Annotated in this window: 15 protein-coding genes; 7 read left to right on the forward strand and 8 right to left on the reverse strand. The window is 44.9% G+C overall.

All coding sequences use genetic code 11. From position 1 onward, the window contains the following. Nucleotides 1-240 precede the first annotated feature (240 nt). From noc to rpmH, 8 genes are all read right to left on the reverse strand, one after another. Nucleotides 241-1,092 (reverse strand): nucleoid occlusion protein, encoded by an 852-nt coding sequence (noc, locus tag HWY38_RS05310; RefSeq protein ID WP_007409900.1) that lies wholly within the window; start codon nt 1,090-1,092, stop codon nt 241-243. Between the two features lie 121 nt (nt 1,093-1,213). Next, the gene (gene rsmG / locus HWY38_RS05315; RefSeq protein WP_014306213.1) at nt 1,214-1,933 is read right to left on the reverse strand and encodes a 16S rRNA (guanine(527)-N(7))-methyltransferase RsmG; all 720 of its coding nucleotides are present in this window, start codon (nt 1,931-1,933) and stop codon (nt 1,214-1,216) included. A 13-nt stretch (nt 1,934-1,946) separates the two neighbouring features. Then, the gene (mnmG, locus tag HWY38_RS05320) at nt 1,947-3,833 is read right to left on the reverse strand and encodes a tRNA uridine-5-carboxymethylaminomethyl(34) synthesis enzyme MnmG (RefSeq protein ID WP_004392959.1); all 1,887 of its coding nucleotides are present in this window, start codon (nt 3,831-3,833) and stop codon (nt 1,947-1,949) included. Between the two features lie 16 nt (nt 3,834-3,849). Continuing rightward, nucleotides 3,850-5,229, reverse strand: a complete 1,380-nt coding sequence (mnmE, locus tag HWY38_RS05325) for a tRNA uridine-5-carboxymethylaminomethyl(34) synthesis GTPase MnmE (protein ID WP_004392954.1) — start codon at nt 5,227-5,229, stop codon at nt 3,850-3,852. A gap of 288 nt (nt 5,230-5,517) precedes the next feature. Continuing rightward, complete coding sequence (jag, locus tag HWY38_RS05330) at nt 5,518-6,159, reverse strand: RNA-binding cell elongation regulator Jag/EloR (protein WP_004392953.1); 642 nt, start codon at nt 6,157-6,159, stop codon at nt 5,518-5,520. Then, nucleotides 6,156-6,905: a YidC family membrane integrase SpoIIIJ gene (gene spoIIIJ, locus HWY38_RS05335; RefSeq protein WP_007409906.1), complete on the reverse strand. Its 750-nt coding sequence runs from the start codon at nt 6,903-6,905 to the stop codon at nt 6,156-6,158. Before spoIIIJ ends, jag begins: the two co-directional genes overlap by 4 nt. A gap of 160 nt (nt 6,906-7,065) precedes the next feature. After that, the gene (gene rnpA / locus HWY38_RS05340; protein WP_004392944.1) at nt 7,066-7,416 is read right to left on the reverse strand and encodes a ribonuclease P protein component; all 351 of its coding nucleotides are present in this window, start codon (nt 7,414-7,416) and stop codon (nt 7,066-7,068) included. A 154-nt stretch (nt 7,417-7,570) separates the two neighbouring features. Further along, nucleotides 7,571-7,705 carry a 50S ribosomal protein L34 gene (gene rpmH, locus HWY38_RS05345; protein WP_003178075.1) on the reverse strand — a complete coding sequence of 45 codons (135 nt, stop codon included), beginning with the start codon at nt 7,703-7,705 and terminating at the stop codon, nt 7,571-7,573. Nucleotides 7,706-8,324: 619 nt separating this feature from the next. Between rpmH and dnaA the strand changes: the two genes are divergently transcribed. The 7 genes from dnaA (at nt 8,325) to gyrA (ending at nt 17,378) form a co-directional block, all read left to right on the forward strand. Next, complete coding sequence (gene dnaA / locus HWY38_RS05350; protein WP_004392913.1) at nt 8,325-9,665, forward strand: chromosomal replication initiator protein DnaA; 1,341 nt, start codon at nt 8,325-8,327, stop codon at nt 9,663-9,665. 184 nt (nt 9,666-9,849) lie between these two features. Continuing rightward, nucleotides 9,850-10,986, forward strand: coding sequence for a DNA polymerase III subunit beta (gene dnaN / locus HWY38_RS05355; protein ID WP_004392911.1), 1,137 nt, complete (start codon nt 9,850-9,852; stop codon nt 10,984-10,986). Nucleotides 10,987-11,120: 134 nt separating this feature from the next. Continuing rightward, nucleotides 11,121-11,336 (forward strand): ribosome maturation protein RlbA, encoded by a 216-nt coding sequence (gene rlbA / locus HWY38_RS05360; protein ID WP_004392910.1) that lies wholly within the window; start codon nt 11,121-11,123, stop codon nt 11,334-11,336. Between the two features lie 15 nt (nt 11,337-11,351). Beyond that, on the forward strand, nt 11,352-12,464 hold the full coding sequence (recF, locus tag HWY38_RS05365) for a DNA replication/repair protein RecF (protein WP_014304178.1): 1,113 nt from the start codon (nt 11,352-11,354) through the stop codon (nt 12,462-12,464). Between the two features lie 17 nt (nt 12,465-12,481). Continuing rightward, on the forward strand, nt 12,482-12,727 hold the full coding sequence (remB, locus tag HWY38_RS05370; RefSeq protein WP_004392908.1) for an extracellular matrix regulator RemB: 246 nt from the start codon (nt 12,482-12,484) through the stop codon (nt 12,725-12,727). Nucleotides 12,728-12,786: 59 nt separating this feature from the next. Then, entirely contained in the window at nt 12,787-14,703 is a 1,917-nt protein-coding gene (gene gyrB / locus HWY38_RS05375; protein WP_004392900.1) for a DNA topoisomerase (ATP-hydrolyzing) subunit B, read from the forward strand. A 215-nt stretch (nt 14,704-14,918) separates the two neighbouring features. Beyond that, nucleotides 14,919-17,378, forward strand: a complete 2,460-nt coding sequence (gene gyrA, locus HWY38_RS05380) for a DNA gyrase subunit A (RefSeq protein ID WP_004392898.1) — start codon at nt 14,919-14,921, stop codon at nt 17,376-17,378. Nucleotides 17,379-17,676 lie beyond the last annotated feature (298 nt).

Genomic DNA, 17,676 nt, shown 5'->3' on the forward strand with positions numbered 1-17,676 from the left:
AGTAAAGCGTTTTATTTTTTTCATAATTTGTTTATCAGCAAGTGAAAAAAATGTAAACGAAAAAGACACTTTCTAATATAAGTTCTCCGATAAAGTGACTTTTTTGACTGTAAAAAGACAATTCACGACACAAAAAGATAAAATTTTACATATATAATGTATAGTGCACAATAAATCTATTATTATCTCAAAATAGTTTTTTGATTAAAATAAAAACTCCCCTGCTGATCAGGAGAGTTTTTATTTAGGTATCCGAATGGTAAGCTGGATGTACTCTTCGAATTCTTCTTCTTCAGTGTTCAGCCTGACGCCGCTGTCTTCCACCATGGACAGTGACTGACGAATCGTATTCATCGCAATTCTTGTATCCCTGCTGAACGCTTTGCGTCTCGGCTTTGGTTTCTGCTTATTCTGTTCAAGCATTTTCACCACTCTGTCTTCTGTCTGCTTGACGTTTAAGCTTTTCTCAATGATTTCCGCAAGCAATGTGACCTGAAACTCCGGCTGTTTGAGCGGAATCAGTGCTCTTGCATGACGTTCCGTAATTTTTTTCTCCATAATCGCATCCTGGACGGGTTCCGGGAGCTTTAACAATCGGAGCTTGTTCGCAATCGTTGACTGGCCTTTTCCTAAGCGCTGCGCCAAGGCTTCCTGTGTTAAATCATGAAGTTCTAACAGTCTTGCGTACGCATGAGCTTCCTCAATGGAGGACAATTCTTCCCTTTGCAGGTTTTCAATCAAAGCGACAGATGCTGTTTCCGTATCAGAAAAATCTTTAATAATTGCGGGAATCTTCTCCCATTCAAGCGTCTGTACCGCTCTCCAGCGCCTTTCACCCGCAATGAGCTCATATTGTCCTTCATCTTCTGTATGTCTGACAACAATCGGCTGAATGATGCCGTGTGTATGGATAGTCATTGCTAACTCTTTGATTTTTTCATCTGAGAAAATGGTGCGTGGCTGAAAACGGTTGGGAACGATAGCATGTACCGGTATTTCGAGTATCTCTTCTTTGTTTGTATCATGCTCAGCTATCTCCGGTTCCTCTTCCTTCTCACCAAACCCGAAGAAACGAGAGAATGAATGCTTCATGTACCTACACCACCTTTAAAAACTGCCATTTTTATAATTCTATTTTCTCATGGTTTTTCCTGCTGTATCTTCATCAATTTTGCAGAAAATATGATGGAATTGTCACATCAGGCTGTCTAAATTACCCTTCAATTGGCGATTTATTTGGAGTACCCGGTTTTCTCGGATATTTTTTCGGAGTGCTTTTCGTCTTGCGAATGATCATAATGTTCCGTTCACTTTCTTCAACGGGAAGTGTAAAGGAATGAACTTGTTCAAGCTCTCCTCCCAATACTTTAATCGCCTTTTGCCCCGCTTTCAGCTCTTCATCAGCGGCTGCAGCTTTTAGTGCCGCAAATATACCGTTTTTCTTGGCCAGCGGCAGACAAAGCTCACTCAGGACCGACAGACGCGCCACCGCACGGGCCGTCACGAGATCGAAGCTTTCCCGGACGTCTTTCCGCTGTCCGAATGTCTCCGCTCTGTCATGGACAAATGTTGTATGCTCTAATTGTAAAGCATCAGAGAGAGTTTCCAAAAACGTAATCCGCTTATTCAGTGAATCGACGATGGTGACATGCAGATGCGGGAAGCAGATTTTGACGGGCAGGCTTGGAAAACCGGCGCCGGCGCCGACATCACAAAGAGTGGTGACCTTTTCAAAATCAATATAAAATGCCGCCGTTATCGAATCATAAAAATGCTTGAGATAAACTTCCTTTTTCTCAGTGATGGATGTCAGATTCATTTTTTCGTTCCATTCCACGAGCATCCGGTAATACAACTCGAATTGCTCCAGCTGGCGGTCAGAAAGGGAAATCCCTTTCTCCGCTAAACTGGATGTAAATTCCTCTATATTCATGCCGTCATCCTTTCTATTCAGCTACCTTGGCAATACGGCCCTGCTCCAGGTATACCAGCAGGATTGAAATGTCTGCCGGATTGACGCCGGAAATACGGGACGCTTGAGCAACTGATAAAGGACGCACTTCTTTCAGCTTTTGACGCGCTTCAGTAGCAATTCCTTTAATGGCGTCATAATCAATCCGATCAGGGATTTTTTTGTTTTCCATTTTCTTCAGCTTTTCCACTTGCTGCAAGGATTTTTCGATATATCCTTCATATTTCACCTGAATTTCCACTTGTTCCGCCACATCTTGCGGAACCGGAGAATCTGCAGGCGCAAGTTTTGTCACTGTTTCATAGTTCATTTCCGGACGTTTCATTAAATCTGTGCCGCGCACTCCGTCTTTCAGCTCGCTTCCGCCGAGTGAACGGATATATTCCTGATTCTCAGGAGACGGCTTGATAATAACAGACCAGAGACGTTTTTTCTCTGCCTCGATCGCCGCTTTTTTCTTCTCAAACGCTTCATAGCGCTCATCAGAAATTAAGCCGATCTCATGGCCGATTTCCGTCAGGCGAAGATCCGCGTTGTCGTGACGGAGCAGCAGTCTGTATTCCGCCCGTGAAGTCAGCAGACGATACGGTTCATTGGTTCCTTTCGTTACCAAATCATCAATCAATACACCGATATAAGCATCGGAACGGCTGAGGATCACTTCTTCTTTTCCAAGCGCTTTGCGGCCTGCGTTGATCCCTGCCATAATTCCTTGCCCGGCTGCTTCCTCATAACCTGATGTACCGTTAATTTGACCGGCTGTGTACAGGTTAGGGATTTTTTTCGTCTCCAGTGTAGGCCAGAGCTGCGTCGGTACAATCGCGTCATACTCAATCGCGTATCCGGCTCTCATCATCTGCACCTTTTCCAGTCCCGGAATGGTCGCCAGCATCCGCTGCTGCACGTCCTCAGGAAGACTCGTGGATAGACCCTGAACGTATACTTCCTGCGTATTTCTGCCTTCCGGCTCAAGGAAAATCTGATGGCGCGGTTTATCATTAAACCGAACGACTTTATCTTCAATCGAAGGGCAGTATCTCGGTCCCGTTCCTTTAATCATACCGGAATACATCGGCGAACGATGCAGGTTGCTGTCGATGATCTCATGAGTCTCAGGACTCGTGTAAGTCAGCCAGCAAGGCAGCTGATCGGTAATGTATTCAACCGTTTCATATGAGAAAGCGCGCGGAACCGGGTCCCCCGGCTGGATTTCTGTTTTGCTGTAATCAATGGAATCGCTTGAGACACGAGGAGGCGTGCCCGTTTTAAAACGGACGAGATCAAAACCGAGCTCCTCTAAGTGCTCAGAAAGTTTAATAGACGGCTGCTGGTTATTCGGACCGCTTGAGTAAGACAGATCCCCGAGAATGATCCGCCCTCTTAAATACGTTCCGGTTGTCAGCACGACCGTTTTTGCCTTGTATTCAGCACCGGTTTGCGTAATGACACCGCGGCACTCTCCGTCTTCAATGATTAAACGCTCGGCAATCCCTTGAAGAAGTGTCAAATTCGGTGTTTTTTCCAGCGTATGCTTCATTTCGTGCTGATATTGGAATTTATCCGCCTGCGCACGCAGCGCCCGTACGGCCGGACCTTTTCCTGTATTCAGCATTCTCATTTGAATATGAGTTTTATCTATATTTCTAGCCATTTCTCCGCCGAGCGCGTCAATTTCGCGGACGACAATCCCTTTCGCGGGGCCGCCGACAGACGGATTACATGGCATAAACGCAACCATATCAAGATTAATCGTCAAAACAAGCGTTTTGGCTCCCTGGCGCGCGGATGCGAGGGCAGCCTCAACACCGGCATGCCCGGCGCCGATGACAATCACGTCGTATTGGCCTGCTTCATACCCCATGGTTTTTTCCTCCCTTTTATTTACCTAAACAAAATTGTGAAAAGAGCTGATCAATTAAGCTTTCGTGGACGGCATCACCGATGATTTCGCCCAGCAGTTCCCAGCACCTTGTCAAATCAATTTGCACCATATCAATCGGAACATCCTGTTCAATCCCGTTCAGCGCATCATCAATCGCTTGCTTTGCCTGATGCAGAATCGAAATATGACGGGTGTTGCTGACATAGGTGAGATCTCCGCTTTCGATCGCTCCTGTATAAAATAGCGACTGAATCGCTTCCTCTAAATCTTGAATGCCTTCTTCTTTCAGCAATGAGGTCGTGACGACAGGCCGGCCTTTCGCCAGTTCCTTGACGCGCTCAGCGTCAATCTTAGCCTCAAGGTCCGTCTTATTCATAATGACAATGACGTCCATTCCCTCAACCGCTTCAAACAATTTCACATCTTCTTCAGAAAGCGCTTCGCTGTGGTTAAGCACAAGCAAAATGAGATCCGCTTCCTTCAGAACCTGCCGTGACCGTTCCACACCGATTCTTTCGACGATGTCTTCTGTCTCACGGATTCCGGCGGTATCGACAAGCCGAAGCGGCACGCCTCGCACGTTGACATATTCCTCAATCACATCACGCGTCGTTCCCGGAATATCGGTTACGATCGCCTTCGTTTCATGGACAAGGCTGTTAAGCAGAGAGGATTTCCCGACGTTCGGACGGCCGATGATCACGGTAGACAGTCCCTCACGCAAAATTTTCCCCTGCTCAGACGTACGGAGCAGCGCCTCGATTTCTTTCTTCACGCCGCTTGCCTTCTCCACTAAAAGCTGATGCGTCATTTCTTCGACGTCATCATATTCCGGATAATCTATATTCACCTCAACATGGGCAAGTGTTTCTAACAACTCATCACGCAGACGGCGGACAAGCGCGGAAAGCCGTCCTTCCATCTGGTTCATGGCGACATTCATGGCACGGTCCGTTTTGGCCCTGATCAGATCCATCACCGCTTCCGCCTGTGAAAGGTCAATCCGTCCGTTTAAAAATGCGCGCTTCGTAAACTCACCGGGTTCTGCCAGTCTCGCACCTTCTCTTAAAGCAAGCTGGAGCACCTGATTAACCGTCACAATACCCCCGTGACAGTTGATTTCAATGACATCTTCCCTTGTGAATGTTCTGGGCGCTCTTAAAACAGACACCATGACTTCCTCAATAATCCGTCCCGTCGTACTGTCCGCGATATGCCCGTAATGAATGGTATGCGATTCTGCCGAACTGAGCGTTTTGCCTTTCGGACCCTTGTACATTTTGTCGGCGATCTTTACGGCTTCCGGGCCGCTCAGCCGAACGATCGCAATCGCGCCTTCACCCATCGGAGTTGAAATCGCCGCAATTGTATCCATGCTGTTCACCTCTCTTTATCTCTGTTTCCATCTATATAAAAAATTTATTTATGCCAAAATTAAAAGATAACATAGTTTGGTTTGAAGTGGAAGATACGTTATCCACAAAAGCAGAAATTCATCCCTTATTACTTTAACTTATCCACATGTGAATAACAATTAATTTTATTTCCTAAAACCTTTTTTATCAACAGCATAGACCGAAAAAGAAAAAACTTAAACGCAAAAAATGCGATTCTGCTCAGGAATAGAGCCATTTTTACCAATAAAAAAACCGAAGTTCCGATTTTACCCGGACTTCGGTTTTCTGCTATCTTTATGGGAAATAACGAGATGGCGGTACCGGCCTTCACCGGTAGAAAACGTTTTGATATTTGGATGCTTTGACAGCGCGTCATGGATGATTTTTCTTTCACCTGACGGCATCGGTTCTAAATGCACCTCTTTTTTCGTTTTCGACACTTGCTTGGCCAGCCTGTTTGCCAGCTGATCCAGAATTTCTCTTCTTTTCCGCCGATAATTCTCAGCGTCGACAACGGCTTGGCGATACTGGCCGGAGCCGCGGTTCAAAACAAGCTGCGTCAATGTTTCCAAGGCATTGAGTGTTTGTCCTCTTTTGCCAATAAGCAGCGCCGCTTTTTCACCTTTAATGTGAAAACAGACTGTTTTCTTGTTTTCTTCCGTAACAATCTCAGAAGGCCCGGCAATGGAATGGATGATTTCTTCTAAATACGCTTTCGCTTCCTGAACAGGATTTCTTTTCTCTTCCAGTTCTACGATCGCATTCTTTTTTCCGAAAATACCCAAAAACCCTTTATATTCTTCTTGCACCACCGTTATTTCTACTTGATCTTTCGTCAGTTGAAGTTCCTGAAGGCCTGATTGAACTGCTTCTTCGACATTCCGTCCCGCAGCAGTCACCTTCTTCACTTTTTCTTTCCTCCGGCTTTCTGCGTTTCCGGATCGTGTTTAATGTCAGGTCCTTTAATAAGGAATGTCTGAGCAATCATAAACAGGTTTCCGACTACCCAATACAGAGAAAGCGCGCTCGGGAAGTTGATCGCAAATACGATGATCATGATCGGCATAATCCATACCATCATTGCCATTTGAGGATTCTGAGTCGGATTTCCCGCCATCATCAGCTTCTGCTGGACAAAAGTGGCCACACCGGCAACGATAGGAAGAATATAGTAAGGATCCTTCTCTCCTAAATCAAACCATAAAAAGCTGTGCTGTGAAATGGCTTGCGTACGCATAATCGCGTGGTAGAATCCGATCAAAATCGGCATTTGAATCAGGATCGGGAAACATCCCGCCAGCGGGTTTACCCCGTGCTTTGAAAACAGGGCCATTGTTTCCTGCTGAAGCTTCTGCTGCGTTTTTTGATCTTTAGAGCTGTATTTTTCTCTGAGCTTCTGCATTTCAGGCTGCAGCGCCTGCATCGCTTTTGAGCTTCGAAGCTGCTTGATCATCAGCGGCAGAATCAGCAGACGAATTAAAATCGTAACGATGATGATCGACAAACCATAGTTATCGCCCGTCAGTTTCGCTACGTACGTAATGACTTCTGACAATGGATACACAACATATTTGTCCCAGAAATGCGGACTATTCGCCGTAATCGGCTCTTTCACACTCGAGCACCCGGCCAGCAGCACGAGCATACCGACCATACTCAGTAGTAACCATATTCTCCTTTTCAAGAACGTTTCCTCCTATACCAATCTTTATAAACCTTGTATGTATTTTAGCATCTTTCAGTTTCAAATGGCGTTCATTTTTCGCCAAATAAAAGGAAGCGCTTTTAAAAACGTGAAGAAAACAAAATATGAGCTATTTTGACGAAGATTTCTTATATAATGAGGTTTTTCTGAATAAGTGCTGCAGACTCTTTTTCGTTTCTTCAAAACTGAGGTCGCCGGCGGGTTTTCTTGCGATAATAATAAAATCTTTCGGCTTGAGCAGCTCTTTTTCCTCCTGAACCGCCTGCCTGATTAACCGCTTCACCCGATTGCGCACGACGGCATTGCCGATTTTTTTACTGACAGAAAGCCCTACCCGGAGCTCTTCCTGTTTCGGCTGATCAAGCGTATACAGCACGAACTGGCGGTTTGCCATAGACGTTCCGCGTTTAAACACTTTTTGAAAATCTTCATTTTTCTTTAACCGATTTCGCTTCTTCACTTTAATTCACTCCGATATTCACTCGCAGAAACTTTTATTTCTATTTAAAAAAAACGGGCCGCCGGAATACTGAAGAAATTTCTCCAGTACCGGGCGACGCATGACATCTCTTTTCTCTTAATGTGAAAAAAGACCACTGACATTATTCAGTGGCCTAAGCTGATAATACTTTTCTGCCTTTGCGGCGACGGCGTGCTAATACTAGACGACCGTTTTTTGAACTCATACGGCTTCTGAAGCCATGAACTTTACTGCGTTTACGGTTATTCGGTTGGAATGTTCTTTTCATTTATGACACCTCCCTCGAGGAATAGCTGTTAAAGACAGTCTTACTTATTATATTTGTGCTGCCTATTCATTGTCAACTTCAGCAGTGCTTTTATTTCTTACAACCATAATAGGATAACATACCTTAACCAGATTAGAAACCTTATTTTTCATATTCCTTTTTTTAACGCACAAAAAAGCCGCGCTCCCCCGAAAAACGACATGTGGATAATTTTTTGGTCTTTTTTTAATATCCACAATCGTTATCGACAACATTTTCACATTGCTAACCCCTGTGGACAAAGATTTTTCAACAAGTTGTCAGGTTTGTGGATAAGATTACGAGAACCATTGCAAGTCCTCGCTTAATTTGATATTATATTTGTGTTTTAACTCTTAATTACTTATCCAGTCCATTCTCTTTATCCACAAATTGTGGATAAGTTGTGGATTGTTTTCACACAGCTTGTGTAGATTGTTGTCCACAACTTGTGGAATTTGTCGAAAAGCTATTTTTCTACTATACTATATGTTTTCAACATTTCGTGTGTACGAATGGTCAGAGCCATATGCTCTTTTTTTGTGTTCTATAACAGGGGAAGGGCGCTGATTTTTAAAGAAAAGGAGGGCTGTGCCGGATAATGGAGAATATATTGGATCTTTGGAATCAAGCTCTAGCTCAAATTGAGAAAAAGCTAAGCAAACCGAGTTTCGAAACTTGGATGAAGTCGACGAAAGCCCATTCGCTGCAAGGAGATACCTTAACCATCACCGCTCCCAATGAATTTGCCAGAGACTGGCTGGAGTCCAGGTACTTACATCTCATTGCAGATACCATATATGAATTAACCGGGGAAGAATTGAGCGTCAAATTTGTCATTCCTCAAAATCAGGACGAAGAAGACTTTTTGCCGAAACCGCAAGTGAAAAAAGCGGCAAAAGAGGAACCGTCTGATTTTCCCCAAAGCATGCTCAACCCGAAATATACATTCGACACATTCGTCATCGGATCGGGAAACCGATTCGCCCATGCAGCATCACTGGCTGTGGCGGAAGCACCCGCTAAAGCGTACAACCCTTTATTTATATACGGGGGAGTCGGTTTAGGAAAAACCCACTTAATGCACGCGATCGGCCATTATGTCATTGATCATAATCCTTCAGCCAAAGTGGTGTACCTGTCTTCTGAAAAATTCACAAATGAATTCATCAACTCAATCCGCGATAATAAAGCCGTTGATTTCCGCAACCGCTACCGGAACGTTGATGTACTTTTGATAGATGATATTCAATTTTTAGCCGGAAAAGAACAAACACAGGAAGAGTTTTTCCATACATTCAACACGCTTCATGAAGAAAGCAAACAAATCGTGATTTCCAGTGACAGACCGCCGAAAGAGATCCCGACCCTTGAAGACCGCCTGCGTTCGCGGTTCGAATGGGGATTGATTACAGACATCACACCGCCGGATCTGGAAACGCGGATTGCCATTCTGAGAAAGAAAGCGAAGGCGGAGGGCCTTGATATTCCGAACGAGGTCATGCTTTACATCGCCAATCAGATTGACAGCAACATCCGCGAACTGGAAGGGGCATTAATCCGGGTTGTCGCCTATTCATCCTTAATCAATAAAGACATTAACGCAGACCTGGCTGCAGAAGCATTGAAAGATATTATTCCGTCTTCTAAGCCGAAGGTCATTACGATAAAAGAGATTCAGCGGATTGTCGGACAGCAGTTCAACATTAAGCTTGAAGATTTCAAAGCGAAAAAGCGTACGAAATCTGTGGCTTTCCCAAGACAAATTGCGATGTATCTTTCAAGAGAAATGACGGATTCTTCTTTGCCTAAAATCGGGGAAGAATTTGGCGGGAGAGACCATACAACCGTCATTCACGCCCACGAAAAGATTTCAAAACTGCTGATTGATGACGAGCAGCTTCAGCAGCAGGTGAAAGAAATAAAAGAACTGCTTAAATAATAGTGCCCTCGGATGAATCGGGGAAAGTGTGAATAACTTTTTCATAGCCATGCACAGTCTGTCCACATGTGGATAGGCTGTGTTTCCTGTCTTTTTCACAACTTATCCACAAATCCACAGGCCCTACTATTACTACTGCTATTTTTAAAATATATTAATTATATTATCCGTTAGGAGGATAAACATGAAATTTACGATTCAAAAAGATCGGTTAGTCGAAAGTGTACAAGACGTTCTAAAAGCCGTTTCATCCAGAACCACAATTCCCATTCTCACCGGTATTAAGATCGTCGCCTCAGATGAAGGAGTATCTTTCACAGGAAGTGACTCTGATATTTCAATTGAGTCATTCATTCCGAAAGAAGATGATGATAAAGAAATCGTGACGATCGATCAGCCGGGAAGTATCGTGCTGCAAGCGCGTTTCTTCAGCGAAATCGTTAAAAAACTGCCGATGGCGACTGTTGAAATCGAAGTTCAAAATCAATATTTAACGATTATCCGTTCCGGAAAAGCCGAATTTAATTTAAACGGCCTTGATGCAGATGAATATCCGCATCTACCGCAAATCGAAGAGCATCACGCCATTCAGATTCCGACGGATCTTTTGAAAAACCTGATCCGCCAAACCGTGTTCGCTGTGTCCGCCTCAGAAACACGCCCCATCTTGACAGGTGTAAACTGGAAAGTTGAAAACGGTGAATTATTATGCACTGCCACGGATAGCCACCGACTCGCTTTAAGAAAGGCGAAGCTTGATATTCCGGAAGACAGTACTTATAACGTGGTCATTCCCGGGAAAAGCTTAACCGAGCTGAGCAAAATTCTTGATGACAGCCAAGAGCTGGTGGATATCGTCATTACAGAAACCCAAGTTCTGTTCAAAGCGAAAAACGTATTATTCTTCTCAAGATTGCTTGACGGAAACTATCCGGACACGACCAGCTTAATTCCGCAGGAAAGCAAAACGGAAATCGTCGTGAACACGAAGGAATTTTTACAGGCGATAGACCGTGCTTCTTTATTGGCGAGAGAAGGCCGCAACAACGTTGTAAAACTTTCTGCCAAACCGGCGGATTCGCTTGAGATTTCATCAAATTCTCCGGAAATCGGGAAAGTGGTCGAAGCTGTGCTGGCTGACAAGATTGACGGCGAGGAATTAAATATTTCATTCAGTCCAAAATATATGATGGACGCACTGAAAGTACTTGAAGGAGCGGACATCCGTATCAGCTTTACGGGAGCGATGAGACCGTTTCTTATCCGTACGCCGAATGATGAGACTATCGTTCAGCTCATCCTTCCGGTCAGAACGTATTAATCAAACAGAATGTGCTGCCGGCTTAGTTCGGCAGCTTTTCTATTCATCAGCCGCTCCCTCAAGTTTTCCCTTTCCTTATTTCAGGATTTTTTAGTACAATTAGATATTAGTGATATTTGAAAGAGGTCGATATTATGGCAAATCCGATTTCGATTGATACAGAAATGATTACGCTTGGCCAGTTTTTAAAATTAGCCGATGTGATTCAGTCCGGCGGCATGGCGAAGTGGTTTCTGAGCGAGCATGAGGTGACTGTCAACAATGAACCTGACAATCGCCGCGGCAGAAAGCTTTACGTTGGAGACGTGGTCGCGATTGAAGGATTTGGTTCATTTCAAGTCGTCAATTAAAGCGGGTGACAGCGGTTGTATATCCAAAATTTAGAATTAACATCCTACCGTAATTATGAGCGCGCTGAGCTTCAATTCGAAAACAAGGTGAATGTGATCATCGGGGAAAATGCCCAGGGCAAAACCAATCTGATGGAAGCCATCTATGTCCTTTCGATGGCAAAATCACACCGCACCTCAAATGACAAAGAACTTATACGGTGGGACGAAGACTATGCTAAAATAGAAGGAAGAGTGATGAAGCGCAACGGGGACATCCCGATGCAGCTTGTCATCTCCAAAAAAGGTAAAAAGGGCAAGGTCAATCATATAGAGCAGCAAAAACTCAGTCAGTATGTCGGAGCGCTGAACACCATTATGTTTGCCCCTGAGGATTTAAATCTCGTCAAAGGAAGCCCTCAGGTGAGGAGAAGATTTCTCGATATGGAGATCGGGCAGGTTTCTGCCGTTTATCTGTATGATTTATCTCTTTATCAAAAAATCCTTTCACAGCGGAATCATTTTCTGAAACAGCTGCAAAGCCGGAAACAGACTGACCGGACCATGCTTGACGTTCTCACTGATCAGCTGATTGAAGCAGCCGCAAAAGTTGTCGCCAGACGTCTGCAGTTTACGGCGCAGCTTGAAAAATGGGCGCAGCCGATCCATTCCGGCATTTCCCGGGGAATTGAAGAACTGACGCTTAAGTATCACACGGCGCTTGATGTATCAGATCCCAAAGATTTGTCGAAAATAGGTAACAGCTACCAGGAGTCTTTTTCGAAATTAAAAGAAAAAGAAATAGAACGAGGCGTCACATTATTCGGACCGCATCGGGATGATGTCCTTTTTTATGTGAACGGACGCGATGTGCAGACTTACGGTTCGCAGGGACAGCAGCGTACGACGGCTTTGTCTCTGAAGCTGGCTGAAATAGATTTGATTCATGAAGAAATCGGAGAATACCCCATTTTACTTTTGGATGATGTACTAAGCGAGCTGGATGATTACCGACAGTCCCATTTGCTTCATACGATCCAAGGCCGTGTGCAGACATTTGTCACCACGACGAGCGTGGATGGCATTGACCACGATACCTTACATCAAGCAGGAATGTTCCGTGTGGAAAACGGTGCGTTAGTGAAGTGAAGAAATGAGGTGAGCGATTGTATATTCATTTAGGTGACGACTTTGTCGTTTCAACCCGCGATATCGTCGGCATTTTTGACTGCAAGGTCAATGTATCGCCGATCGTTGAAGAATTTCTGGACAGACAGAAAGAAAAAGTAGTGCCGTCCGTAAACGGCACGCCAAAGTCTATCGTAGTCACGACTGAGAATATATATTACTCTCCCTTATCTTCCGGCACACTGAAGAAACGTGCGCAATTTATGTTAGAAATAGATTCTTAGCGGATCTTTACAATGAATATATTATCGTTTAAGAAAAGTGTAGGTGAATGTGCATGGCTATGGAACAGCAGCAAAATAGTTATGATGAGAATCAGATACAGGTATTAGAAGGTTTGGAAGCTGTTCGAAAGAGACCGGGGATGTACATCGGATCAACTAACAGCAAAGGCCTTCACCATTTGGTGTGGGAAATCGTCGACAACAGTATTGACGAAGCCCTGGCCGGTTATTGTACAGATATTAACATCGAGATTGAAAAAGATAATAGCATTACCGTTAAGGACAACGGGCGCGGAATTCCGGTCGGTATCCAGGAGAAGATGGGCCGCCCTGCGGTTGAAGTCATCATGACCGTTCTCCACGCCGGCGGTAAATTTGACGGAAGCGGATATAAAGTATCCGGCGGTCTTCACGGTGTAGGGGCATCCGTCGTAAACGCCTTGTCGACCACTCTTGACGTTACGGTTCATCGTGACGGAAAAATCCATTATCAGGCGTACGAGCGCGGTGTACCTGTGGCCGATCTTGAAGTGATCGGCGAAACTGATAAGACCGGAACGATTACGCACTTCGTTCCGGACCCGGAAATTTTCAAAGAAACAACTGTATATGACTATGATCTGCTTTCAAACCGTGTCCGGGAATTGGCCTTCCTGACAAAAGGCGTAAACATCACGATTGAAGACAAACGTGAAGGACAAGAACGGAAAAACGAGTACCACTACGAAGGCGGAATCAAAAGCTATGTTGAGTACTTAAACCGTTCCAAAGAAGTCGTTCATGAAGAGCCGATTTATATCGAAGGCGAGAAAGACGGCATAACGGTTGAAGTTGCATTGCAATACAACGACAGCTATACAAGCAATATTTATTCTTTCACAAATAATATCAACACATACGAAGGCGGCACGCACGAGGCCGGATTTAAAACCGGTCTGACCCGTGTCATAAACGACTATGCAAGAAGAAAAGGGATTTTCAAAGAAAATGATCCGAATTTAAGCGGGGATGATGTGAGAGAAGGGCTGACTGCCATTATTTCAATTAAGCACCCTGATCCGCAATTCGAAGGGCAGACGAAAACCAAGCTCGGCAACTCCGAAGCGAGAACGATCACTGATACGCTGTTTTCTTCTGCGCTGGAAACATTCCTTCTTGAAAATCCGGACTCAGCCCGCAAAATCGTTGAAAAAGGTTTAATGGCCGCAAGAGCGCGGATGGCGGCGAAAAAAGCCCGGGAATTGACCCGGCGCAAAAGTGCGCTTGAGATTTCCAATCTGCCGGGCAAACTGGCGGACTGTTCTTCTAAAGATCCGAGCATTTCCGAGCTGTATATCGTAGAGGGTGACTCTGCGGGCGGATCAGCGAAACAGGGACGGGACCGTCATTTCCAAGCCATTCTGCCGCTGCGCGGTAAGATTCTGAACGTTGAGAAAGCCAGACTTGATAAGATTCTCTCAAACAATGAGGTCAGATCAATGATCACGGCCCTCGGAACAGGAATCGGAGAAGATTTTAATCTTGAAAAAGCGCGTTATCATAAAGTGGTCATCATGACGGATGCCGATGTTGACGGCGCCCATATCAGAACGCTTTTATTAACGTTCTTCTACAGATACATGCGGGAAATCATCGAAAACGGCTATGTCTACATTGCCCAGCCGCCGCTTTATAAAGTGCAGCAGGGAAAACGGGTGGAATACGCTTATAACGATAAGCAGCTTGATGAGCTGTTAAAAGAGCTTCCGCAATCACCTAAGCCCGGCCTCCAGCGTTATAAAGGTCTTGGAGAAATGAACGCGACTCAGCTTTGGGAAACAACAATGGACCCTGCGACCAGAACGCTTCTGCAAGTCAATCTTGAAGATGCAATGGACGCTGACGAGACTTTTGAAATGCTGATGGGTGACAAAGTAGAACCGCGGAGAAACTTCATAGAAGCAAACGCCAGATACGTGAAAAATCTTGATATTTAACCAAGAAAGCCTTATTTTCGTTAAGAAATAAGGCTTTTTTCTCAAAGCGGCTTCTAAAGCCTCTGAAAACCCGCAAAACCCGTATATTCTACTAAATTAATGTGTATAAACACAAGTTTATTGATATAATGGAGAATAGTGAAATCGTATTGAAGATCATAATGGACAATCTACTCCCACATTATTTCATGTGATACTTCAGGGAGGTTTTTTTAATGAGTGAACAAAACACACCACAAGTACGTGAAGTCAATATCAGTCAGGAAATGCGGACATCTTTCCTGGACTATGCAATGAGCGTTATCGTATCCCGGGCGCTTCCGGATGTGCGTGACGGTCTGAAGCCGGTTCACAGACGGATTTTGTACGCAATGAATGATTTAGGCATGACCAGTGACAAACCATATAAAAAATCTGCCCGTATCGTCGGTGAAGTTATCGGTAAGTACCACCCGCACGGTGACTCAGCGGTTTACGAATCAATGGTCAGAATGGCGCAGGATTTTAACTACCGCTACATGCTTGTTGACGGACACGGCAACTTCGGTTCGGTTGACGGCGACTCAGCGGCCGCGATGCGTTACACAGAAGCGAGAATGTCAAAAATCGCAATGGAAATTCTGCGTGACATTACGAAAGACACGATTGACTATCAAGATAACTATGACGGTTCAGAAAGAGAGCCTGCCGTCATGCCTTCGAGATTTCCGAATCTGCTCGTAAACGGGGCTGCCGGTATTGCGGTCGGAATGGCGACAAACATTCCCCCGCATCAGCTTGGGGAAGTCATTGAAGGCGTGCTTGCCGTAAGTGAGAATCCTGAGATTACAAACCAGGAGCTGATGGAATACATCCCGGGCCCGGATTTTCCGACTGCAGGTCAGATTTTGGGCCGGAGCGGCATCCGCAAGGCATATGAATCCGGACGGGGATCAATCACGATCCGGGCTAAGGCTGAAATCGAAGAGACTTCATCGGGAAAAGAAAGAATTATTGTCACGGAACTTCCTTATCAGGTGAACAAAGCGAGATTAATTGAAAAAATCGCGGATCTTGTCCGGGACAAAAAAATCGAAGGAATTACCGATCTGCGAGACGAATCCGACCGTAACGGAATGAGAATCGTCATTGAGATCCGCCGTGACGCCAATGCTCACGTCATTTTGAATAACCTGTACAAACAAACGGCCCTGCAGACGTCTTTCGGAATCAACCTGCTGGCGCTCGTTGACGGACAGCCGAAGGTACTAAGCCTGAAACAATGTCTGGAGCATTATCTTGATCACCAAAAGGTTGTGATCCGGCGCAGAACGGCTTACGAACTCCGCAAAGCGGAAGCGAGAGCTCACATTCTGGAAGGTTTAAGAATTGCTCTCGATCATTTAGATGCCGTTATTTCTCTTATCCGCAATTCCCAGACGGCTGAAATTGCGAGAACGGGTTTGATCGAACAATTCTCACTGACTGAAAAACAAGCGCAAGCCATTCTGGATATGCGCCTTCAGCGATTAACCGGTCTGGAGCGCGAAAAGATTGAAGAGGAATATCAATCACTTGTTGCGCTTATCGCTGAGCTGAAAGATATTTTAGCCAATGAAGAAAGAGTTCTTGAGATCATCCGTGAAGAACTTAATGAAATCAAAGAGCGTTTCAATGATGAGAGACGCACTGAAATCGTGACGTCCGGTCTTGAAACAATTGAAGATGAAGATCTTATCGAGAGAGAAAATATCGTCATCACACTGACCCATAACGGCTATGTTAAACGTCTCCCGGCGTCCACATACCGCAGCCAAAAACGGGGCGGAAAAGGCGTACAGGGAATGGGAACGAATGAAGATGACTTTGTGGAACACTTAATTTCCACATCAACGCACGATACGATTCTGTTCTTCTCTAATAAAGGGAAGGTATACCGTTCTAAAGGATATGAAATCCCTGAATACGGCCGTACGGCAAAAGGCATTCCGATTATTAACCTTCTGGAAGTTGAAAAAGGCGAATGGATTAATGCCATTATTCCGGTCAGCACGTTTGATGAGGAGCAATACCTCTTCTTTACGACCAAACAAGGGGTGTCGAAACGTACGGCACTGTCCCAGTTTGCGAATATACGGAATAACGGTCTGATCGCCCTAGGTCTCCGGGAAGACGATGAACTGATGGCCGTCCGCCTGACTGACGGCAAGAAACAAATCATCATCGGAACGAAGAACGGTTTGCTGATCCGTTTCCCTGAAGAAGATGTAAGACAAATGGGACGCACAGCTGCGGGTGTTAAAGGTATCACGCTGACAGACGATGATGTCGTTGTAGGCATGGAGATTCTTGAAGAAGACTCCCATGTCCTCATAGTGACAGAAAACGGCTACGGCAAACGCACACCGGCTTCAGAATACAGAGTTCAAAGCCGGGGCGGAAAAGGCCTTAAAACATGTAAAATCACTGACAGCAACGGTCCGTTAGTAACTGTGAAAGCAACAAAAGGCGAAGAGGACTTAATGATTATTACGGCAAGCGGCGTGTTAATCAGAATGGATATTAATGATATCTCCACTACGGGACGCGTAACACAAGGCGTCCGTCTGATCCGCATGTCTGATCAAGAGCATGTAGCCACTGTGGCGCTTGTCGAAAAGAATGAAGAAGAGCCGGAAGAAACGGAAGAAGTATAAACGAAAAAGCGCAGCTGCAACAGGCTGCGCTTTTACTATATAAAGAAATGAAAAAAAGCTTTGACACATGGTGATGATGCTGATATAATTCTTTTTGTTGTCTTTTTAATAGAAAGGCAAGCCTAGCGAAAATATTTTTTAAAAAAGTATTGACCTAGCAAACTGAAAATGTTATGATTAAGAGGTCGCTTCGAGAGGGGCGGAAAAGTTCTTTGAAAACTAAACAAGACAAAACGTACCTGTTAATTCAAAGTTTTAAATAAATCGCACAGCGATGTGCGTAGTCAGTCAAACTACT

The organism is Bacillus sp. KS1 (assembly GCF_020075515.1).
Taxonomy (GTDB): domain Bacteria; phylum Bacillota; class Bacilli; order Bacillales; family Bacillaceae; genus Bacillus; species Bacillus velezensis.